The organism is Streptomyces thioluteus (assembly GCF_039535865.1).
Genome location: NZ_BAAAXZ010000069.1, coordinates 1 through 21,388 on the forward strand (window position 1 = coordinate 1; position 21,388 = coordinate 21,388).

Annotated in this window: 16 protein-coding genes and 7 pseudogenes; 19 read left to right on the top strand and 4 right to left on the bottom strand. The window is 74.9% G+C overall.

From position 1 onward, the window contains the following. From ABD794_RS08980 to ABD794_RS09050, 14 genes and pseudogenes are all read left to right on the top strand, one after another. A pseudogene (locus ABD794_RS08980) lies at window positions 1-691 on the top strand (HAD-IC family P-type ATPase); the annotation flags it as partial. 103 nt (window positions 692-794) lie between these two features. Continuing rightward, window positions 795-1,508, top strand: a pseudogene (locus ABD794_RS08985) (ABC transporter transmembrane domain-containing protein); the annotation flags it as partial. Continuing rightward, a pseudogene (locus ABD794_RS08990) lies at window positions 1,500-2,457 on the top strand (aldehyde dehydrogenase family protein); the annotation flags it as partial. The pseudogenes ABD794_RS08985 and ABD794_RS08990, both read left to right, overlap by 9 nt. A 50-nt stretch (window positions 2,458-2,507) precedes the next feature. Then, a complete protein-coding gene (locus ABD794_RS08995; protein ID WP_344962191.1) occupies window positions 2,508-2,873 on the top strand; it encodes an acyl carrier protein in 366 nt (121 codons plus the stop codon). Beyond that, a pseudogene (locus tag ABD794_RS18715) lies at window positions 2,867-3,157 on the top strand (beta-ketoacyl synthase N-terminal-like domain-containing protein); the annotation flags it as partial. The gene ABD794_RS08995 and the pseudogene ABD794_RS18715, both read left to right, overlap by 7 nt. A gap of 25 nt (window positions 3,158-3,182) precedes the next feature. After that, window positions 3,183-5,519, top strand: a pseudogene (locus ABD794_RS09000) (beta-ketoacyl synthase N-terminal-like domain-containing protein); the annotation flags it as partial. 293 nt (window positions 5,520-5,812) lie between these two features. Next, window positions 5,813-8,681: pseudogene (locus tag ABD794_RS18720) on the top strand (aldo/keto reductase); the annotation flags it as partial. A 665-nt stretch (window positions 8,682-9,346) separates the two neighbouring features. Then, entirely contained in the window at window positions 9,347-9,652 is a 306-nt protein-coding gene (locus ABD794_RS18725) for a sulfotransferase family protein (protein ID WP_425585968.1), read from the top strand. Continuing rightward, complete coding sequence (locus ABD794_RS09025; RefSeq protein WP_344962196.1) at window positions 9,652-10,464, top strand: class I SAM-dependent methyltransferase; 813 nt, start codon at window positions 9,652-9,654, stop codon at window positions 10,462-10,464. Before ABD794_RS18725 ends, ABD794_RS09025 begins: the two co-directional genes overlap by 1 nt. Further along, window positions 10,461-12,809 carry a PEP-utilizing enzyme gene (locus ABD794_RS09030; protein ID WP_344962199.1) on the top strand — a complete coding sequence of 783 codons (2,349 nt, stop codon included), beginning with the start codon at window positions 10,461-10,463 and terminating at the stop codon, window positions 12,807-12,809. The genes ABD794_RS09025 and ABD794_RS09030 overlap by 4 nt, the downstream gene beginning before the upstream one ends. Next, the gene (locus tag ABD794_RS09035; protein ID WP_344962201.1) at window positions 12,806-13,417 is read left to right on the top strand and encodes a gamma-glutamyl-gamma-aminobutyrate hydrolase family protein; all 612 of its coding nucleotides are present in this window, start codon (window positions 12,806-12,808) and stop codon (window positions 13,415-13,417) included. Before ABD794_RS09030 ends, ABD794_RS09035 begins: the two co-directional genes overlap by 4 nt. Further along, window positions 13,414-14,175, top strand: a complete 762-nt coding sequence (locus ABD794_RS09040) for a phosphocholine cytidylyltransferase family protein (protein WP_344962203.1) — start codon at window positions 13,414-13,416, stop codon at window positions 14,173-14,175. Before ABD794_RS09035 ends, ABD794_RS09040 begins: the two co-directional genes overlap by 4 nt. After that, window positions 14,172-14,693 carry an adenylyl-sulfate kinase gene (locus ABD794_RS09045; protein WP_344962205.1) on the top strand — a complete coding sequence of 174 codons (522 nt, stop codon included), beginning with the start codon at window positions 14,172-14,174 and terminating at the stop codon, window positions 14,691-14,693. The genes ABD794_RS09040 and ABD794_RS09045 overlap by 4 nt, the downstream gene beginning before the upstream one ends. A gap of 77 nt (window positions 14,694-14,770) precedes the next feature. Beyond that, entirely contained in the window at window positions 14,771-15,670 is a 900-nt protein-coding gene (locus ABD794_RS09050) for a LysR family transcriptional regulator (RefSeq protein ID WP_344962207.1), read from the top strand. Window positions 15,671-15,673: 3 nt separating this feature from the next. Here ABD794_RS09050 and ABD794_RS09055 read toward each other — a convergent pair whose 3' ends face one another. The 3 genes from ABD794_RS09055 to ABD794_RS09065 form a co-directional block, all read right to left on the bottom strand. After that, window positions 15,674-16,030: a hypothetical protein gene (locus tag ABD794_RS09055; protein ID WP_344962209.1), complete on the bottom strand. Its 357-nt coding sequence runs from the start codon at window positions 16,028-16,030 to the stop codon at window positions 15,674-15,676. A gap of 241 nt (window positions 16,031-16,271) precedes the next feature. After that, on the bottom strand, window positions 16,272-16,517 hold the full coding sequence (locus ABD794_RS09060) for a hypothetical protein (RefSeq protein ID WP_344962211.1): 246 nt from the start codon (window positions 16,515-16,517) through the stop codon (window positions 16,272-16,274). A gap of 95 nt (window positions 16,518-16,612) precedes the next feature. Next, a complete protein-coding gene (locus ABD794_RS09065) occupies window positions 16,613-16,951 on the bottom strand; it encodes a hypothetical protein (protein WP_344962212.1) in 339 nt (112 codons plus the stop codon). Window positions 16,952-17,187: 236 nt separating this feature from the next. Here ABD794_RS09065 and ABD794_RS09070 point away from each other — a divergent pair. The 4 genes and pseudogenes from ABD794_RS09070 to ABD794_RS09085 all read left to right on the top strand — a co-directional run bounded on the left by ABD794_RS09070 (window position 17,188) and on the right by ABD794_RS09085 (window position 19,816). Continuing rightward, a pseudogene (locus ABD794_RS09070) lies at window positions 17,188-17,603 on the top strand (cell division protein SepF). Window positions 17,604-17,627: 24 nt separating this feature from the next. Beyond that, the gene (locus tag ABD794_RS09075) at window positions 17,628-18,791 is read left to right on the top strand and encodes an AAA family ATPase (protein ID WP_344962217.1); all 1,164 of its coding nucleotides are present in this window, start codon (window positions 17,628-17,630) and stop codon (window positions 18,789-18,791) included. Between the two features lie 35 nt (window positions 18,792-18,826). Then, the gene (locus tag ABD794_RS09080) at window positions 18,827-19,240 is read left to right on the top strand and encodes a nucleotide pyrophosphohydrolase (protein ID WP_344962225.1); all 414 of its coding nucleotides are present in this window, start codon (window positions 18,827-18,829) and stop codon (window positions 19,238-19,240) included. Window positions 19,241-19,357: 117 nt separating this feature from the next. After that, on the top strand, window positions 19,358-19,816 hold the full coding sequence (locus tag ABD794_RS09085) for a DUF6099 family protein (RefSeq protein WP_344962219.1): 459 nt from the start codon (window positions 19,358-19,360) through the stop codon (window positions 19,814-19,816). A gap of 11 nt (window positions 19,817-19,827) precedes the next feature. Here ABD794_RS09085 and ABD794_RS09090 read toward each other — a convergent pair whose 3' ends face one another. Then, the gene (locus ABD794_RS09090; RefSeq protein ID WP_344962221.1) at window positions 19,828-20,031 is read right to left on the bottom strand and encodes a hypothetical protein; all 204 of its coding nucleotides are present in this window, start codon (window positions 20,029-20,031) and stop codon (window positions 19,828-19,830) included. 247 nt (window positions 20,032-20,278) lie between these two features. Between ABD794_RS09090 and ABD794_RS09095 the strand changes: the two genes are divergently transcribed. Beyond that, window positions 20,279-21,202, top strand: coding sequence for an LLM class F420-dependent oxidoreductase (locus ABD794_RS09095; protein ID WP_344962223.1), 924 nt, complete (start codon window positions 20,279-20,281; stop codon window positions 21,200-21,202). The last annotated feature ends 186 nt before the right edge of the window (window positions 21,203-21,388 follow it).

Consider the following 21,388-nt stretch of genomic DNA (forward strand, 5'->3'; position numbering starts at 1 on the left):
CGCTTCGCCGAGCTGCGCGCCATGGGCATCCGGACGGTCATGGTCACGGGCGACAACCCGCTCACCGCCAAGGCCATCGCCGCCGAGGCCGGGGTGGACGACTACCTGGCCGAGGCGACCCCCGAGCAGAAGCTCGCCCGCATCCGGGAGGAACAGGCCGGCGGCAATCTCGTCGCCATGACCGGCGACGGGACGAACGACGCGCCGGCCCTGGCCCAGGCGGACGTCGGCGTGGCCATGAACACCGGCACCTCGGCCGCCAAGGAAGCCGGGAACATGGTGGACCTCGACTCCAACCCCACCAAACTCATCGAGATCGTCGAGGTCGGCAAGCAGCTGCTGATCACCCGCGGCGCCCTCACCACGTTCTCCATCTGCCAACGACGTCGCCAAGTACTTCGCCATCGTCCCCGCGATGTTCGGCGGCGTGGCCGGCTACGAGGGCCTGGAGAAGCTCAACATCATGGGCCTGCACAGCTCGGCCTCGGCCATCGCCTCCGCGATCGTCTTCAACGCCCTCGTCATCGTCGCGCTGATCCCGCTCGCCCTGCGCGGCGTCCGCTACGCCCCCTCGTCGGCGCACTCGCTGCTCCGCCGCAACCTCGGCCTGTACGGGGTGGGCGGGCTCGTCGCCCCGTTCGCCGGGATCAAGCTCATCGACCTGCTGATCCAGTACGTGCCCGGGATGTGACCCCGGATGTGACCCCGGGAGGCGGCCGCAGAGCGGCGGGATGAAATCCGCGGCCTGCGGCGTTCGGTCCTTGCGGCAGTACTTGAACGGTGGGAGGACCGGGGTGGCGAAGGAAACGGCAGAACAGGGGTGGGCCAGGCGGCTCGCCGGATACTGTTGGCGGTACCGGGGCACCGTGCTCCTGGCACTGGGCTCCTCGCTGGCGGGCATGGCCGTCATGGCGCTCGTCCCGCTCATACCCAAGCTGATCATCGACGACGTCATCGGCTCCCACGAGCGCCCCCTGGCCCCCTGGGCCGTCCTCCTGATCGTCGCCGCGGTCGTCGTCTACGGCCTCACCTACGTCCGCCGCTACTACGGCGGACGTCTCGCGCTCGACGTCCAGCACGACATGCGGACGGAGATGTACGCGGCCATCGCCCGCCTCGACGGCAAGCGGCAGGACGAGCTCTCCACCGGCCAGGTCGTCGGCCGGGCCACCAGCGACCTCCAGCTGATCCAGGGGCTGCTGTTCATGCTGCCGATGATGATCGGCAACATCCTGCTGTTCGTGATCTCGCTCGGCGTGATGGCGTTCCTCTCCCCGCTGCTCACCGTCGTGGCCCTCGCGGTCGCCCCCGCGATCTGGTTCCTCGCCTCGCGCAGCCGCGTCCGGCTCCACCCGGCCACCTGGTACGCCCAGGGCCAGGCCGCCGCCGTCGCGGGCGTGGTGGACGGCGCGGTCACCGGCGTCCGCGTGGTCAAGGGCTTCGGCCAGGAGGCCCAGGAGACGGCCAAGCTCCGGGAGGCCGGCCGGCGGCTGTTCGCCGGGCGGCTCCTCTGGAGCCGGCGCGGCGAGGTGCTGGCCGTGCACGTGCCCGGCAACCACCCCCGGTACGCACGGCTTCTGGCCCGAGGCACTGGCCCTCGGCTACCGGGTCGCGGTCCGCCCCTCCCGCCGGGAGCCGTTCACCGCCCACCGGCTGGTGCTCGCCCTGCGCGAGGCCGGGTTCCCCGACGACCACGTGGTGCTGCTGCCCTGCGGCCACGACGAGGCCGACGCCGTCGTGCGGGGCGCGGACCTGGCCTACGGCGGCGACGAGGTCATCCGGCGGTACGCCGACGACCCCGGGGTGCTCTCCCTGCGGCCGGGCCGCTCCAAGATCCTCCTGACGGCCGGTGCGGACTGGCGGGACCACCTCGACATGATCGTCGACTCGGCCGTCGGGCACGCCGGAACGGGCTGCGTCAACGTCACCGGAGTGCTGGTCGAGGGCGATCCCGCGCCGCTGGCCGGGGCCGTTGCCGAGCGGCTGGCCGCCCTGCCCAGCCTGCCGCCCCTGGACGAGAAGGCCTGCCTGCCCGTCCAGAACACCCAGTCCGCCCGGGCCCTGGAGCGGTACGTCCTCGACCGCGCCCGGGGCACCCGGGCCTGGCTCGGCGGGACCGGCTTCGTCGACGAACTCGGCGACGGCAGCGCCGTCCTGCGCCCGGCGGTCCACCAACTCGACGCGGCGGACGCCCCGCAACTGGGCGCGGAGGTGCCGTTCCCCTGCGTCTGGGTCGCCCCCTGGAGCCGCGCGGACGGCGTCGCCCCGCTGCGCGACACCCTGGTCCTGACGGCCGTCACCGAGGACGAGGACCTCGTCGACGCCCTCGTCGCCGAGCCGACGATCAGCAATCTGTACCTGGGCGGCCGGGCCACCCACTGGCACCGCCCGGGCCTGCCGCACGACGGCTACCTCGGCGAGTTCCTCATGCGCAGCAAGACCGTGTTCCGGGTCTGACATTCCGTCACAAGCCCTTCGAATCGATCAACTTGACGAATGGAGGTCGCATGGACCCGCGTGCGGGCGATGCCCGGGAGGGCGCGACGGACCTGGTCCGGGTGGTGTCCGAGCTCTGGTGCGAGGCGCTCGGACTCCCCTCGGTGGACCCGTCGGACAACTTCTTCGACCTGGGCGGGCACTCGCTGCTGCTGCACACGGTCCGCGACGGGCTCCACGGCCGGCTCGGACGCGACGTGCCCCTGATCGACCTCTTCCAGCACCCGACGGTCCGGTCCCTCGCCGCGCACCTCGGGAGCGCCGCGGGCCGCGGCCCGGCGGACGGGGCGGACGCCCCCGGCGGACGGCTGGCCCGGCTGGAGGCCCGGCGCGCCGGCGGCCGCGGCGGCAACCGCGAGGAGGCGGAGGAATGGTGACCGGAACGGACCCGGGCGCACCCCGCGCCGAGGGCGGCGCCGACGGGCCCGGACGGGCCGTGGCCGTGATCGGCATGGCCTGCCGGTTCCCCGGCGCCGACGGACCCGAGGCGTTCTGGCGGAACCTCGCCGGGGGCGTCGAGTCCGTGACCCGGTTCCCCCCGGAGCCCGTTCCCGGCGCCCGCGCCGACGGCACCACCGCGACCTGGACGCCGGCCAGGGGACTGCTCCGGGACCCCGAGTGGTTCGACGCCGGCCACTTCGGCTACTCGCCGCGCGAGGCACGGCTGATGAGCCCCCCAGCACCGGCTCTTCCTGGAGTGCGCCGCCGAGGCGCTGGAGGACGCCGGCCAGGACCCGGCCCGCTCCACGGACGTCTTCGGCATCTTCGGCGGCGGCACGACCACCGACTACGCGCGGATCCTCGACGAACGCCGCGCCGACCTGCCGTCCGTCACCGACCTGGACATCCTGCTCGGCACCGCGCCCGACTACCTGGTCTCCCGCGCCGCCTACAAACTCGGCCTCACCGGACCGGCCGTGACCGTCCAGACCGCCTGCTCCACCGCCCTGGTCGCCGTCCACCTGGCCGTCCGGTCGCTGCTCGCCGGCGACTGCGACGTCGCCCTGGCCGGTGCCGCCGCGGTGCACGTCCCGGACAAGAAGAGCCAGTACACCCACGGCGGCATCATCTCCGCCCGGGGGCAGTGCCGTACCTTCGACGCCTCGGCCGACGGCACCGTCGGCGGCGACGGCGTCGGCATCGTCGTCCTCAAACGGCTCGCCGACGCCGAGGCCGACGGCGACCACGTCCTCGCCGTGCTGCGCGGCACCGCCGTCAACAACGACGGCGCGGCCCGCGTCGGTTACACCGCGCCCGGCGCCGAGGGGCAGGCCGCCGTGGTCCGCGAGGCCCAGCTCGTCGCCGGGACCCACGCCGGGACCATCGGCTACGTCGAGGCGCACGGCACCGCCACCCCCCTCGGCGACCCCATCGAACTCGCCGCGCTCACCCGGGCGTTCCGCCAGGACACCGAGCTCACCGGCTACTGCTGGATCGGCTCCGTGAAGACCAACATCGGACACACCGACGCGGCCGCCGGCGCGGCCGGGCTCATCAAGACGATCCTCGCCCTGCGGCACCGCAGCATCCCGCCGAGCCTCCACTTCACCGAGCCCAACCCACAGTTCGACCTCGCCGCCAGCCCCTTCAAGGTCGCCACCCGGCTGACCCCGTGGGATGCCCCGGACGGCCCGCGGCGCGCCGCCGTCAGCGCCTTCGGCATCGGCGGCACCAACGCCCACGCCGTCCTGGAGGAGGCCCCGCCGCGCCCGCCCGCCACCCGGCCCGCGGCCCCGGAACAGCTCCTGGTGCTCTCCGCCGGCTCGCCCGAGGCCCTGGACGCCGCCGCCCACCGGCTCGCCGACCGGCTGCGCACCACCGGCCCGGACACCGAACTCGCCGACGTCGCCTGGACGTTGCAGACGGGACGGCGCGAACACCCGTACCGCGCCGTCGCCGTGGTGCGCGGCCCCGACGACGCGGTCCGGGCGCTCACCGACCCGGCCGCCGGCCGGCTGACGGTCTCCGCCGCGGCCCCCGTCGAAGGCCGGCCCACCGCCTTCCTCTTCTCCGGCGCCCCCGGCCGGCAGCCGGACCTCTCCCGGTACGCGGCCGAACCCGCCTACCGGGAGGCGGTCGACGCCTGTATCGAGGCCGCGGGCCTGACCGCCGCCGCCCGCGACGAGGTGCTCCACGGCCGCCCGGCCGCCGATTCCGACGCGGCGGCGGTGGCCGCCTTCGCCCGGGAGTACGCCACCGCCATGACCTGGATCCGGTGGGGCGTCCGGCCGGACGCCGTGCTCGGCTCGGGACCGGGCACGCCCGCCGCCATGGCCGTCGCCAAGGTCCTCCCGCTGGCGGGCGCGCTGCGCCTGGCCCTCGGCCACGCCCGCTCCGGGGACGCGGCGGCCTGGGCCGCGCCGATGGGCCGGACCGCCCTGCACCCGCCCAAGGTGCCGGTGTTCTCCCCGGCAGCGGGCCGCCGGCTCACGGACCGGGAGGCCGTGGACCCCGGCGAGTGGGCCCGCGCGGCGCTCCGGCCGGACCCCGGCCCCACCCGCCGGGCCCTCGCGGACCTGCTCGCCGACCCGCGGCGGGTGCTCCTGGAGGTCTCCCCGGACCGCGCACTGCTGGCCGTGGCCCGGACCCTGCCGCACGAGGGGGACACGGACCGCCTGTTGTTCCCGGAGGACGGCGGGGACGGTCACGCCGCGGCGCTCGCCACCCTCGGCCGGCTCTGGCTCGGCGGCGCGGCCGTGCGCTGGAGGCACGTCCACGGCGGGACGCGCCGCTCGCTGACGCCCCTGCCCACCTACCCCTTCCAGCGCGAACGCTTCGTCGTGGAACCGGCGGAGCGGGCCCCCGCGCCCACCGCCCGGGCCGGGGAGCCGCCCACGGAGCCGGCGCCCGCCGGCCGGGAGGACGTGCTGGCCACCCTCCTGCGGCTCTACGCCGAGCTCCTCGGCCTGCCCGACGTCGGCCCGGACGACGACTTCTTCGACCTCGGCGGGGACTCCCTCGTCGCGGCCCGGCTCGCCGAGCGCGTCCGCGAGGTCTACCCCGTGGACATCGACGGGCTGACCGTCTACGAGGCCGCCGCCCCCCGCCGAACTCGCCGCGGCCGTCGAGGAACTGCTGGCCGCCTGACAGCCCCCACACCACCGGACTCCCGAGGAATTCATGGCACCCAGAACAGGACCGCCGCGCCGGCTCGCCCGCCGCCGCGAGCGCCCCCGGGCCGCACTCGACCTCTTCGTCTTCCCGCACGCGCGGGCGGCGCGGCCGGCGAGTACCTGCTGTGGTCGACGAACTGCCCGACCTCCAGGTCTGGGGCATCCAGTACGCCGGCCGGGCCTCGCGCCGCGCCGAGCCCGCCCACACGGACCTCACGGCGCTGGTGGACGACCTGGTCACCCACCTCGCCCTCGACCGCCCGGCGGTCTTCCTCGGCCACAGCTTCGGCGCCCTCGTGGCCTACGAGACCGCCCGCGCCCTGCGCCGGCTGGGCCGCCCGGAGCCGCGCCACCTGCTGCTGTCTCCTCCTTCAGACCGCCGCACACCGTCGCCGCCGACCGGCACGGCGGACCGCTGCACACCCTGTCCGACGACGAGCTGGCCGCCGCCGCCGAGAGGCGCTGGGGCCCGCTCCCCGACCAGGTGCGGACCGACCCCCGGGTGCGCCGGCTGGCCCTCGCCCCGCTCCGCGCCGACCTCACCGCCCTGGAGACGTACCGCCACGTCCCCGGGCCGCGGCTGGACGTGCCCGCCACGCTGGTCCACGGCACCGAGGAGGGGGAGGCACTCGGCCTCGACGGATGGGCCGAGCACCTGGAGCACATCACGGCCGGCACCCCCCTGCCCGGCGGCCACTTCCACTTCCGCGGCGACCCCGCGCCGCTGCTGGACGTCGTCCGGGACGTGGCCCGCCGCACCACCGAACGGACGGGAGACACCGCGCGATGCGCCACATGACCTTCGCAGACGCTGCGGACTGCGGGTCTCCGCCTACGCGCTGGGCACCGTCAACTTCGGCACCGCCTGGGGCGGCGGCACCGAACGCGCCGAGGCCCTGCGGATCCTGGACCGCTTCGCCGAGGCCGGCGGCACCCTCCTCGACACCGCCGACTGCTACCACGACGGGGAGGCGGAGACGCTCCTCGGCGAGTTCCTCGCCGCCCGCCCGCGACCGGTTCACCCTGGCCACCAAGTTCTCCTTCGGCTGGGGCAAGGAGTCCTCCGGCGTCCTCACCACCGGCAACGCCCGCGGCAACATGATCCGTTCGCTGGAGGGCAGCCTGCGGCGGCTGGGCACCGACCACATCGACCTGTACTGGGTGCACTTCCCCGACACCGTCACCCCGGTCGAGGAGATCGTGGCGGGCCTCGACGACCTCGTGCGCGCCGGGAAGATCCGCTACGCCGGCCTGTCCAACTTCGCGGCCTGGCAGGTCTCCCGCGCCGTCACCCTCGCCGAGCTCCACGGCCGCGCCCCGGTGGCCGGCATCCAGACCGAGTACAGCCTCGTCGAACGGACCGCCGACCGCGAACTGCTGCCCATGGCCGAGGAACTGGGCCTCGGGGTGGCCCAGTGGGGGCCGCTCGGCGGGGGACTGCTGACCGGCAAGTACCGCCGGGACTCCGCCGGCCGGCTCACCGACTGGGAACGGCCGCGTCATGCGCCACGAGTCCGACGCGCAGCGCACGGCCGTCCTCGACGAGGTCCTCGCCGTCGCCCGGGAGACCGGCGCCCGGCCCGGCCAGGTCGCCGTCGCCTGGGTCAACTCCAGGGCCCGGGCGGCCGGTACGGCCCACGTCCCGGTCATCGGCCCGCGCACCGCCGAACAGCTCGACGACTATCTGGCCGCCCTCGACCTGACCCTCGACGACGCGCACCTCCGGCGTCTCGACGAGGTCAGCGCCGTGCCCCTGGGCTCCCCGCACGACCTCGTGCGCGGCGCCCGCGGCAACCTGCTGGGCGGCGACGCCACCCGCTTCGACGAGCACGAAGGAGCACGACGCACGTGAACGAACTGGCCGGAGTGTGGGGCCTGGTGTCCTTCCACACCCTCGACGAGCGGGGCGAGGCCGGCCCCGGACCGCTCGGCGACCACCCCACCGGGCTCCTCTTCTACAGCGAGGACGGCCACGTCGCCGTCCATATGATGCCCGCCGGCGGGCCGCCCGAGTACCTGAGCTACGCCGGGACCTGGCGGCGCGAGGGGCGACCGCGTCGTGCACACCCTCACCGTCGCCGCCCGGGCCGACTGGATCGGCACCGAGCAGACCCGGCAGCTGGCACTGGACGGCGACCGCCTCACCCTCACCGGCAGCTCGCTCTCCACCGCCGACCGGCGCGTCCTGGTCTGGCGGCGGCTGGGCCCCGCCGGCGCCGTACTCCCCAACCCCCGTACAGGAGACCCGACATGACCGACCGTCCCGCCTGGACCCCCCAGGAGATCGACCCCGACAGGCCCAGCGTGGCCCGCATGTACGACTACTACGTCGGCGGCGAGCACAACCTGGACTCGGACCGCCGCACCGCGCGCACCGCGCTGGACGCCCTGCCGGGCCTGGACATCGCCATCCGGTCGAACCGGGCGTTCCTGCGCCGCGCCGTGCACACGGTCGCCGGGCGCGGCGTCACCCAGTTCCTGGACATCGGCTCCGGCATCCCCACCCCGGACGGCGGCAACGTCCACGACGTGGCCCGCCGCGTCCACCCCGGCGCGCGCGTGGTCTACGTCGACCACGACCCCGTGGCCGTCGGCCGCGGCCGCGAACTGCTCGCCGACGACCCGGCCGCGACCGCCGTCGCCGGGGACTTCCTCAAGCCGCTCGACATCCTCGGCCACCCCGAGGTCCGCGAGCACATCGACCTCGACCGCCCGGTGGGGCTGCTGCTCGTCGCCGTCCTCCACTTCATCGAGGACAAGGACGACCCCTGGGAGAAGGTCGCCCAGCTGCGCGACGCCCTCGCCCCGGGCAGCCACCTGATCCTCTCCCACGCCTACGTCGAGGCGGCCCCGGAAGCGGGCCCGTCGAGCGAGCAACTCCAGGACGTCTACCGGGCGTTCGGGGCCCAGCTGCAGAACCGCGGGCCCGCCGTGACCGGACGGTTCTTCGAGGGCTTCCGGCTGCTGGAGCCCGGCCTGACCGGCATGGCCGACTGGCGCCCCGACGCCGCCACCGAGAACGGCCACCCGATGAACCGCTCGGGCGTCGTCGGCGTGGCCGTCAAGGACTGACGGACCGGGGACAGGCGGGGGGAGAGGACCGGGAAAGGACACCATGCACCGAGCCGAACAGCCGGACGGGATACACCCGTTCGCCCTGCACCGATGGAACGCCGCCCGGCTGGGCGGGCGGGACGTCGTCGTCGCCGGCTACCCGGCCTCCGGAGCCGCGCTCATCGGCAACATCCTGACCGAGCTCGGCTTCGGGCACGTCGACCCGTACACCGAGGCCGTCGGCCCCGACGGGACCTCGGCCGTCGTCGAGGACCGGATGACCTACCGCGGCCGGCTGGCGGCCACCGCCGCCGAGGACCGGCGCCACGGCGCCCGCCGCGGCACGGACGGCCTCCGGTTCGTGAAGAACCACCTCCACCCGGACGCCTTCGACGCCGGCCGGCTCGCGGGGGCCGTCCTGCTGGTCCGCGACCCCCGGGACGCCGTCCACTCCGCGTACCACTGGTTCCGGGGCTTCGCGGGGGCGCTGGGCACTGGGGGACAACGGGCGGGGGACCTTCGCCGCGTTCCTCGACGGACCGGTCGTCAACGACGAACCGCCCATCGAGGGCTGGACCCGGTTCTGCGCCGCCTGGGCGGACGCGCTGCCCGCCTTCCGCCGCTCCGCCGTCGTCCGCTTCGAGGACCTCAAGAGCGAACCGGAGGCGGCGACCGCGGCCCTGCTGCGCGCCCTCGGGGCGGAGCGCACCCCGGACGAGATCCGACGGGCCGTGCGGAACAGCTCGTACGAGGCCATGCGCGCCCACGAGACCCGGGCCATGGCCGACGACGGCGACCGCGGCGCCGGCGGGCCCCGGATCATGCGGCGGGGACAGGTCGGGGAGTGGCGGGAGTGGATCGGGGACGCGGCCCTCGCCGCCCGCTTCCGCGACCCGGCCCTGGTCGCCACCGCGGCCCGCTTCGGATACCGGCTCACGGACACCCCGACCGCCACCGCCACCACCGACACCAGTGAAGGGACCGCCTGATGACCACGAGCTTCGACTACTCGCCCTACGCGGTCACCTACCGGGAGCGCGCGGAGTACGTGCCCGGCGTCGTCCGCGCCCTGCTGCTGACGGCCGGGGCCCGCCCCGGCGACCCCGTCTGCGACATGGGGGCGGGCTCCGCCCACCTCACCGCCCCGCTCCTGGAGTACGGACTGCGGGTGGACGCCGTCGAACCGACGCCCGCCATGCGCGCCGTGGGGGAGCGGCGCACCGCCGGCTCCCCCGACGTCACCTGGTACGAGGGGACCGGCGAGGCGTCCGGCCGCCCGGCCGGGCACTACCGGCTCGTCACCTTCGGCTCCTCCTTCGACCGCACGGACCGCCCCGCCGCCCTCCGCGAGACCGCCCGCATCCTGGCGCCCGGCGGCCACTTCGCCTGTCTGTGGAACCACCGCGACCTGGACGACCCGCTCCAGGCCCGGATCGAGGAGCTCATCCACGAGCGCGTCCCGGGCTACGGCTACGGCGTCCGGCGGACGGACCAGCGGCCCGTCATCGAGGAGAGCGGCCTGTTCGCCCCGCCGGTCGCCCTGTCCGGACGCGAGGTCTTCCGGCTGCCGGCCGGGCCGTGGACCGAGGCGTGGGCCTCGCACGCCACGCTCGGCGAGCAGGCCGGCGCCCGCTTCGGCGAGGTCTGCGACGCCATCCGCGACCTGGTGCACCGGGAGGCCGGCGACTGGATCGACGTCCCGTACACCACCCGAGCCTGGGTCGCCCGCCGCCTCGACCCGCACGGCACCGACGCGCACGGCGCCCTCCCGCACGGCACCGACGCGGACGCCCGGCGATGAGCGGCCCCGCCGTCCGCCTCGGGACCAAGGCGGAGTCCCTGGACCGCCTGGCACCGCTCCTCACCACCGCCCGCGTCCTGCCCCGGGCCTCCTTCACGCTGCGGGAGTGGCGGGCGTCCCGTGCGCGCCTGCTCGACGAGGTCCTGGCCCGCCCCTGGGCCGCGGGGCCGCTCATCGTCCGCAGCAGCGCGGTCACCGAGGACACCGCCGCGGGCTCCCAGGCGGGCCGCTTCCGTTCGCTGCCCGGCCGCCGCGGCCGGGCGGCCGTCGCGGCGGCCGTCGACGCGGTCCTCGCCTCCTACGACGCGGAACGCCCCGACGACCAGGTGCTCCTGCAGCCGGAGTTGACGGGCGTCCGGCTCAGCGGCGTGGCCCACTCCCACGACCCCAGCAGCGGCGCGCCCTACACCGTCGTCAACTGGAGCGAGAGCGGCCGCACCGAGGCCGTCACCGGCGGGGCCGAGGACGGCCTGTGGATCTCCTACTGCGCGGAAGGAACCCCGCCCGACGAGGTACGCCACCCCCTCGTCGCCGCGGTGCGCGCCCTGCTGGCCGAGATCGCCCGACTCACCGGGGAGGCGCGGCTGGACGTCGAGTTCGCCGTGTCCGCGGACGGGGAGCTCGTCCTGCTCCAGGCCCGCCCGCTGGCGTGCGCGGCCCCGCCGCCGGCCGCGGCGGCCCACCGGGCGGCCGTGACGGCGGCCGCCGACGCGGTGGACCGGGCCGGGCGGGCCGGGCCCCCGCTGCCGGGCACCCGCCCGCTGTTCGGGGTGATGCCCGACTGGAACCCCGCCGAGATGATCGGCCTGCGCCCCCGGCCGCTGGCCCTGTCCCTGTACCGGCTGCTGATCACCGACTCGGTCTGGGCCCGCGCCCGCCACCGCTACGGCTACCGCGACCTGCGCGGCACCCCGCTGCTGGTGGACTTCGCGGGGCTGCCGTACGTCGACGTGCGCGCCAGCGTCGCCTCCTTCCTCCCCGCGGATCTCCCGGTGCCGCTCGCCGGACGGCTGGCCGGCCACTGGCTCGGCCTGCTCGCGGCCTCCCCCGAACTGCACGACAAGATCGAGTCGCGGATCGTGCTCTCCGCCCACGGCCTCCGCACCCGGGAGCGGATCGACGCCCTCGCCTCCGCGGGCTTCGGGGCCGAGGACCGCGCCCTGCTGCGGGCCTCCCTGCACCGGCTGACGGACCGTCTGGTCGGCGGGACGCTCTGGGAGGCGGACCTGGCCCGGATCGGCAGCCCGGACGCGGCGCGCGAGCCCGCCGCGCACGCCGACGGCTGTGCCGCCGACCGCCCCGGCTGCTGCGGAGCCGCCCTCGCCGCCCGCCTGGCCGCCTGCGCCGAGGGCGGGACGCTGCCCTTCGCGGCCCTGGCCCGGGCCGCGTTCATCGCCACCGAGTTCCTCGACGACCTCGTCGCGGAGGGCGCCCTCTCCCCCGGGGACGAGGCCGCCTTCGTCGGGGGCATCGGGCTGGTCGCCGGCGAACTGCGGCACGACTTCCACGTCCTGGAGCGGGAGGCGTTCCTCAAGCGCTACGGCCACCTCCGCCCGGGGACCTACGACATCCTCTCGCCCCGCTACGACGAGGCGCCCGAGCGGTACTTCGACTGGGCCGCCCGCCGCCCGGACACCGGGGAGCGCCCGGTGTTCCGGCCGGGCCCCGCGCTGCTGCGGGCCGTCGGGCGCCTGACCGCCCGGGAGGGGTTCGCCTTCGGCGCGTCCCGGCTGCTGGAGTTCATGGCCGCCGCCCTCCGCGGGCGGGAGCACGGCAAGTTCGCCTTCACCTCGGTCCTCAGCGACGTCCTCACCGACGTCCGGACGCTGGGGGAGCGGCACGGCCTCGACGCGGACGCCATGTCCCACGTGGACTTCCCCACCATCGCCGCGCTGCCCGCCGACCGCCGTGCCGCCGCCGGGATCCTCCGGGACGCCGCGGCCCGGGGCCGCGAGGCGCACGCGGTCACCCGCGCGCTCTCGCTGCCGCCCCTGGTCGCCGACGGACGGGACGCGTGGAGCTTCGTCGTACCGCAGGCCCGCCCCACCTTCGTCACCCGGGGCAGGGTGCTGGCCCCCGTCGCCGACATCGACGCGGGCGACCCGCCGGAAGGCGCCATCGCCCTGGTGACCAGCGCCGACCCCGGCTACGACTGGCTCTTCGCCCGCGGGGTCGCCGGCCTGGTCACGGCCTTCGGCGGCGCCAACTCCCATATGGCGACCAGGGCGTTGGAACTCGGCGTCCCCGCGGTGATCGGCGCCGGCGAATCGCTGCTGAACCGGTGGTCGCAGGCGGCCGCCCTCGACATCGACGCGGCCGCCGGCCTGGTGGCGGTGGTGTCGTGACCCTCGTCGGCGTCACCCAGCGCTCCCTGCCCCCGGACCGGTTCGGCGAGCGCCGCTACGCCCTGGACGCGCGCTGGTTCGCCTTCCTCGCCGCCTGCGGGCTCACCCCCGTGCCCCTCCCGAACGCCGCGGACCTCGCCCTGCGCACCGCCGGGGCGGCGGATCTCCGCGGAGTGCTGCTCACCGGCGGCGACGACCTCGCCGAGTACGGCGGGCCGTCGCCCGAGCGCGACCGGACCGAACTGCGGCTGCTGCGCTGGGCCGTGGACCGGGACGTCCCGGTCCTGGGCGTGTGCCGGGGGATGCAGGTGATCCTCCGGGCCCACGGCGCCCCGCTCGTCCCGGTCGGCGGGCACGTGGCCGTCCGGCACCCCGTCGTCACCGCCGACGGCGGCCGCCGCGAGGTCAACAGCTACCACCGCATGGCCGCCCGCTCGGTGCCCGCGCCACTGGAGGTCACCGCCCGCTGCGGCGACGTCGTCGAGGCGGTACGCCACCGGGCCGCCCGCGTCGCCGGCATCATGTGGCACCCCGAGCGCGAGACGGCCTTCCACCCCGACGACGTCCGCGCCGTCGGCGCCCTGCTGGGCGGGGGCGGGGAACGGTGAGGGCGGTGATCCTGGCCGCCGGCCGCGGCTCGCGCCTGATGCCCTTCACCGCCGACCGCCCCAAGTGCCTGGTGGAGATCGGCGGGAGGACCCTGCTGCAACGGCACACCGAGGCCCTGGGCGCGGCCGGTGCCGAGGAGATCGGCGTCGTCGCGGGCTGGCACGCCGAGGCCTTCGAGGGCACCGGCCCGAGGGTGTTCGTCAACCCCCGGTGGGCCGGCACCTCCATGGCGGAGTCCCTCGCCGCGGCCGACCCCTGGCTGAGGGACGGCCCGGTGCTCGTCGCCTACGGCGACATCGTCTACGCGCCCGCCACGGCCCGCGCGCTCGCGGCCGCCGACGCCGCGCTCGCCATCGCCTACGACCCCCACTGGCACGACCTGTGGAGCCGCCGCTTCGCCGACCCGCTCGACGACGCCGAGACCTTCGCGCACCGGGACGGGCGCCTCCTCGACATCGGCGGCCGCCCCCGTACCACGGCCGAGGTCCAGGGCCAGTACATGGGGCTGCTGCGGATCACCCCGCCGGCCTGGGAGACGATCCGCCGGGCGCGCGCCGCCGACCCGCGGACCGCCGCGCTCGACATGACGGGGCTGCTCCGCCACCTCGTCCGCGGGCGTCTGCTGGAGGTCGCCACGGTCCCCGCCGACGGCCCGTGGTGCGAGTTCGACCATCCGTCCGACATCGCCGTCGGCCGCCACGTGCTGCGGGCGCTCGATGCCGGGACCGGCCGGACGACGGAGAGGACCGGCGCGTGAGGCCACTCGGACCGGGAGTGCTGTGGATCACCGGGCTGTCCGGAGCGGGGAAGAGCACCGTGGCGGGTCTCCTGCGGGACCGGCTCGTCGCCCGGGGCGGGCTGCCCGTCGTGCTGGACGGGGACCGGCTGCGGGAGACGCTCCCCGTACGGTTCGGCCACCGGGAGGCCGACCGCCGCCGCCTCGCCCGGTACTACGGCGGGCTGGCCGGTGAACTGGCGCACCAGGGGCACCTGGTGATCTGCGCCACCGTCTCCCTCTTCCACGAGGCCCACGCCTGGAACCGGCGGAACCTCCCCGGCTACTTCGAGGTGTGGCTGCGCGTGCCCATCGAGGACCTGCGCCGACGGGAGGGCCGCGCCGCCCTCTACGGGGCGGCCGACACCCGGGACGTCGTGGGAATCGGCACCCGCGCCGAATTCCCGCTCGCCGCCGACCTCGTCGTCGACAACTGCGGCGGGACAACGGCCGGGCAGACGGCCGACACGATTCTCCGCCACTGGGCGGATCGCGCGTGAACTCCGCCCGGCCGCCCGGCATTCCGGAGCCGCCCACGCCAAAAGGCCCCGGAGAGGCCCCTCGCTACAATCCCCGCATGGAGCTGCGTCAGCTGGAGTATCTCGTCGCGGTGGCCGAGGAGGGGAGCTTCACCAGGGCCGCCGGGCGCGTGCACGTCACCCAGCCCGGCGTCAGCGCACAAATACGGCGCCTGGAGCGCGAATTGGGTCACGACCTGCTCGACCGCCGCGGCCGGACGGTGCGGCTGACCGAAGTGGGGACCGCTGTGCTGTCGCACGCCAGGGTCATGCTGGCGGCGGCGGACAGCCTGCGCAACTCGATAGACGACCTCACCGGGCTGTTGCGCGGACAGGTCGCCATCGGCTCGGTCGCCTCGTCGCTCTCCCTCCGAATTCCCGAACTCATCGCGGACTTCAGCGAGCGCCATCCGGCGGTCGAGATCTCCCTTTCCGAGGGAAGCACCGGGCAATTGGAGGAAGCCGTTCGCAACGGGACCGTCGACATGGCCGTCCTGGGTGTTTCCGACGGTTCCCCGCCGGGGCTGGACATCCGGATCATCGCCGAGGAGCGGCTGGTCGGCGCCGTCCGCCACGGGCACCCCCTGGCGCGGTGGGCGGCCGTCACCGTCGAGGAGGCGGGGCGTCACCCCCTGATGTGCCTTCCGGCGGGGAGCGGCCTCCGGGTCGCCGTCGACGCGGCCTGGGCGGCGGCGGGGAGCCGCCCGCGGATCGCGTACGAGGCGAGCGATCCCCGGGCGCTCGTCCGGCTGGCGTCGCGCGGACTCGGCATGGCGATCCTCCCGGAGCCGTTCGTCCTGGCCAACGCGGAGCATGTGCACCCCGTCGAGATCCTCGGCGCCCGGCTGCGCGGGCGTCTCGCACTCGCCTGGCGGTCCGGCGGGCCTTCGGGACCGGCGGCCCGGGCCCTGATCCGGCACGCGCGTGCCGCGCTGGCGGCCGAGGCGCCGCCTCCCTGACGGTCAGCGGTTCGCCGGCCGGGCCGACGGCACGAGCGCCGTGCCGAGGCCGCCGAGGGAAGGCAGTCCGTGATCCCCCTCGACGGTCGCCTCCACGTCGAACCATTCCCTGAAGTCGAGCGGGTGGCCTATGAGCTCGCCGGCGCTGCGGGGGAGGGACGCCTTGGCGGCGGCCTCCTCGGACTCCCAGATCATCACTGCTCCCCAGCGGTTCTGTTCCGGTGCGGAGACCCAGAATTTCAGCAGCAGGCCGGGGATGTCCGACCAGGACTGCCGGGCCTCTTCACGAAGAAAATCACGCAGCGTCTCGGCATTCTGCTGCGATGCGCTGAGATCCCACCATGCGATCATTGCCTTCATTGTTCCAGTGTATGAGCGGATCGCCCCACAAGCACCCATACAGGAACGGAACTTACGGTTGCGGCGCCTGTCGAGACACCGCCCCGACAAGGTATTTGGGAAACGATGACCGTGAAGTACCGGCCGTTTCCTGGGCATTCACGGGCCCGGTAAAAATTTTTTGAGGAATGGAGCTGTCTCGCCAGGCGGGGGTCCCGGGGGCGGACGGTGCGGGCCCGCCCCCGGGCGTACTCCGCGCCCCTCAGGCCGGCGGCGGAGCGCACGGCCCCGCGTCACCGGCGCGCCGCGCCGCCGACGGCCGGAGCCGCAGCAGGAACCGGCCGAAGGGGCTCGTCGGTGCGGGCGCGGGTGCGGTCGCGGTTGCGGGGGCCGGGGGAACCGGGGTGATCTCCGGGGCGCCAGGGGGTGAAGGGACGTCCGGCGGAGGTGAGTCGGGAACGGGACGGAGTTGGTCGCGGTACGCCTGGGCGCGCAGGTAGGCGCTCACGGCCCGCGTCGGGTCGAGGGGGCATCGTCTCTCTGCTCTCGTGCCTGCGGTCTGGGGAACGTCGGAACGCCGCCGGCCCGGCGGCGCGGCGCTCCTCAGCAGCGCAGGACGGCGTTCCGCGCACCCTCGGTGCGGTGCGGGGCGGAGAGGGGGAGGGGCGCGCCCGGGCGGTCCGCCGGCGCGGAGGGTGATGGGACGTCACGCCGCACGGCACAGCGATGCGCCACGCCCGCGGCCCGGATCTCCGGCACGAGGACGTCCGGGGCGCGATCGTCGCCGACGGCCAGCTCCGTGGAGGCCGCGCTCTCTTCGGAGCCACCGCCGAGCGCGGCGACCGCGACGCCGCCGCCCGACACGAGGAGCAGCAGGCAGAGCAGCGCGGCCGTCACCGTGCGCGCGACGGTCCGCGCGAGATCGTGACTCCACCAGAGCATGTGCACATGGTAATCGAGCAACTACTCTATGTGTATTCCCTCGATCGGGTGGCGTGTCCGGGCCTTGTGCGGTGATGCCCCGTCAGGCGCGCTCCATTGCCGGGCGGCGTGCAAGGGGTATTGGGAGCGAACCACCGCAATCCGGGCACGGTGCGTGTCAGTGGGCCGAATGGGGGCGCCGCTCCCTAGAATCGCCGGATGTACATAACGAGCGCGTTCCCCGGCGGGGTGATCCGGTGATCAGGTCAGAGGCCACCGACGAGCAGTGGGGAGGGGCTGGCCGAAGTCGTGCCCCCTGCGCGGTCACCACACCTGGCCGTCCTGGGCCAACCACCGGTCGCTTCCCGAGGAGGAGCCGGAAACGCCGGCGCACCAGCACAAGCTCGTCATCCTGCGGGTGCAGTTCTTCGCGGACGCGCGCGAGGTCGCCGAGCACCTGATCGGCGGGGTGCCCGTGCTGCTGGACCTCACCGGCGCGGACATCGACGTCGCCAAGCGCATCCTCGACTTCTCCAGCGGCGTCGTCTTCGGACTCGGCAGCGGCATGCACCGGGTGGACACCAACGTCTTCCTGCTCGTGCCCGAGGGGACCGAGGTCGCCGCCACGTACCCCGATCGTAGGAAGAATGATCAGCTGAAACGGTTTGGCTGACCGGTCACGCCATACGGTCCGGGCATGGACGCACGCCGTGCCCGACCGGACGCCCACCGGGCCCCGCGCCCCGTCGTCACCGAACTCCGGCTCTCCGCCTTCAAGTCGCACCGCAACGCCACCTTCGCGCTGGGTCCGCTGACGTTCTTCCGGGGAGCGAGCGGCACCGGCAAGTCCGGCGCGCTCCAGGCGTACGAGGCCCTGGCGCGGCTCGCGGGCGGCGGCACCCTGGCCGAGGCGCTGGCCCCGGCGGGCGGTGCCGCGGCCTGCGTTCCGCACCGGGCGCGGCCCGACGCGCAGGGGCGGCGCGGTTTCCGGATCGGCTGCACGGTCGAGGGGCCCGCGGGCCCCGTGCGGCTGGACCTGGCCGTCCAGGCCGAGCCGGAGGCGCGGGTGGTCGGCGAGCGGCTGACCGGCGCCGGGCGGACCTTGTTGTCCACCGCGCTGCGCGACCCCGGGCTGCCGACGGTCGAGGCGGCCTGGCACACGGCCGGGGCCGTTCCCGTCACGCGCGCGCCCCTGCCCGACGACCGGCTGGGCACCGCGCTGCTGCCGCTGCGGGTGGCGGGCAAGACGGCGGGGCAGCGGCTGGTCCTGGGGGCCGCGGAGCAGGTGGTGGTCGCCCTGCGCTCGGTCTTCGCCTGCGACCCGCGGCCCGAGCTGATGCGGGCGCCGGTCGCGGCCCGGGACGGCCGGCTGCGCGGCGCGTGCGACAACGTCGCCGCCGTGCTGGGCCGTACCGGCAGCGAGTGCGTCATCCGGCACGCGGCCCTGGTCGCGGCGGCGGGCGCCGGATGCCGTGGGCGGGTCGAGGGGCTGGAGGCGGAGGGGCTGGACGGCGGCTTCGTCCGGGCGGTCCTGGCCCGCGGGGCGGGGCCGGCGACGCCGCTGGAGCGGCTCGGGGACGGCGAGCTGCGCTATCTGGCGCTGTGCCTGGTCCTGTTGACGGGACCCGGCGTGCTCGCCGTCGATCCGGCGGCCGAGGTGCTGCCCGCGCGGCAGGCGCTGACCGTCCTCGCCGACGGCTTCGACCGGTGCCTCGACCCGTGCCAGGCCCGGGAGTTGGTGGGACTGGCGGCTCGGATGTGTGAGCGGGGGCACATCAGGCTGGTGGGAACGGTGCGCGAGGAGGTGGGCCGGGTGGCGGCGGAGGTGCCCGGGGTCGTGATGGTAGATCTGGGGGAGTGACGGAACACGACGGAATCATCGAGAACGCCGCAGAAATCGAGAACGCCGCAGAAGAGGAAGCCGCCGAAGGGGCCGCGGCGCCCGAGGACCTGGCCGCGCTGCAGCGCCGGCTGGCCGACTTCGCCGCGGCCCGCGACTGGCAGCCCTTCCACACCCCCAAGAACCTGGCCTCGGCCCTCAGCGTCGAGGCGGCCGAACTGGTCGAGATCTTCCAGTGGTTGACGCCGGAGCAGTCGGCCCGCGTGATGGCGGACGCGGCGGCCGCGCACCGGGTGACGGACGAGGTCGCGGACGTCCTGGCGTATCTGCTCCAGTTCTGCGGGGTGTTGGGCATCGACCCCCTCGCCGCGCTGTCCGCCAAGATCGACAGGAACGAGCGGCGGTTTCCGGTACCCGGGGAGCGGGCCCCGGAGGGTCAGGGTTCGCCGGATCGTCACTCTCCGGAGTGATTGAGTTGTCCACAGCGCATTTGGTATCCACAGATTTCTGAATTCCCCTGGCTTTTCCGGCGGTTAGTCATCACTCTGGGTAGTGAGGGCGCGACGGCGGGAACTGGGGGACCGGGCATGGACGCACTGCGGTTGATCGAGGCCACCCGACTTGCCCTGGCGCGGGCCAGGTCGATGGAGGACATCGTCGCCGAGGCATGGCAGACACAGGCTCTGGCCCAGGCCGTCGGCGCACATCTCGCGGACCAGGGGCCCTTCGAGGCGCGCGCGGCCGCGGGGCATCTCAGCGAGGCGGGCGGGAGGACCTCCGGCGCGCTGCGGCAGATCGCGCTGCGCGCCGGAGGGTTACGGGCGGCGAGGCTCTCCGGGGTCCGGGATCCCTGGGGTGCGCTGACCGGGCTCGGCGTGCTCCTGGGCGAGGTCGGCATAGCCCTGGTGGGCGTCGCCTGCGCCTGCGAGGAGGACGGCCTGTACTGGCAGTGCATAGAGGCCATCGACGCGGCCGACGAGACCGGTGACCGGGTGAGCGGTCTGCTGAGACGGCTCACCCTGCGGGAGAGAGGAGGTGCCGCATGAGAAGCGGAGGATCAGCCGGCGGCGTCCCCGCGGGAAGAGGGCCGCTCCGCGGACGACTGCAGATCGGCGTCGAGCTGGGTCAGATCGGCGTTCAGCGCTGCCATCAGCTCCTCCATCTGTTGCAGCAGGCCCTTGGGTGCGCCCTGCTGCGGGGCGGCGGCCGGGGCGTTCACTGCCTCGGTCACAGCCTCGTCGGGCACGGCTTCCTGGTGCATCTGGCCTCCTCGGCCCTGGGCCCTCCCGGTCCGGAAGGGCGGCGTTGCGGTCATCGCCTCCGGCAGGGAACACCGGTGCGCGGGCCGGGCGGTCCGGCTCCGCCGAGGCCAACGATCACCGTGCGCGCCGGACACTGGCCGGTGACGGGGCGTTCGGTACGGGCGGGCGATATTCACCCGCGAGGGGCGGGAGCGGCGGGGCGGGGGGTGTGCGGTTGACGTGTGTTCGAGAGTGCAGGATGGGGGGATGGACCTGCGAATCTTCACCGAGCCCCAGCAGGGCGCCGACTACGACACCCTGCTCCGGGTGGCCAAGGCGACCGAGGACCTCGGCTTCGACGCCTTCTTCCGCTCCGACCACTACCTGGCCATGGGTTCCTCGGACGGACTGCCCGGTCCGACCGACGCCTGGATCACCCTGGCCGGACTCGCCCGCGAGACCAGCCGCATCCGGCTCGGCACGCTGATGACCGCGGGCACGTTCCGGCTGCCGGGCGTGCTGGCCATCCAGGTGGCCCAGGTGGACCGGATGTCGGGCGGCCGGGTCGAGCTGGGGCTGGGCGCCGGGTGGTACGCCGCGGAGCACGCGGCGTACGGAATCCCCTTCCCCAAGGAGAAGTTCGGGCGGCTGGAGGAGCAGCTCGCGATCGTCACGGGGCTGTGGGGGACGCCGGCCGGCGAGAAGTTCGACTTCGACGGCACGTATTACCGGTTGGCCGACTCCCCGGCGCTGCCCAAGCCGGCCCAGGACCGGGTGCCGGTGCTGATCGGCGGCCTGGGGGCGACCCGGACGCCGCGCCTCGCCGCCCGGTACGCCGACGAGTTCAACGTGCCCTTCGCCTCGGTGGAGGACAGCGACCGGCAGTTCGGCCGGGTGCGGGCCGCGGCCGAGAAGGCGGGGCGCAGGCCCGGCGACCTGGTGTACTCCAACGCGCTGGTCGTCTGCGTGGGCCGGGACGACGCGGAGGTGGCCCGCCGGGCGGCGGCCATCGGCCGCGAGGTCGACGAGCTCAAGGAGAACGGACTGACAGGCTCCCCGGCCGAGGTGGTCGACAAGATCGGCCGGTACGCGGAGACCGGTTCCTCCCGCGTATACCTCCAGATCCTCGACCTGGACGACCTCGACCACCTGGAGCTGATCTCCTCCCAGGTCCAGTCCCAGCTGGGCTGACCCGCGGGAGGAGGGAGGTGTGCCCATGATGTCCGAGCCGCGCACTCCGCTGGCCGAGGCGCTGGCTCCGTGGGCCGTTGGTCCTCGACGGTCGGCCTGTCCAACCAACTGGAGGCGCAGGGCTGTGACTTGTCCGACGCGCTCTGGTCGGCCCAATACTCTTGCCTAGTATCCCCCGTTGATAGA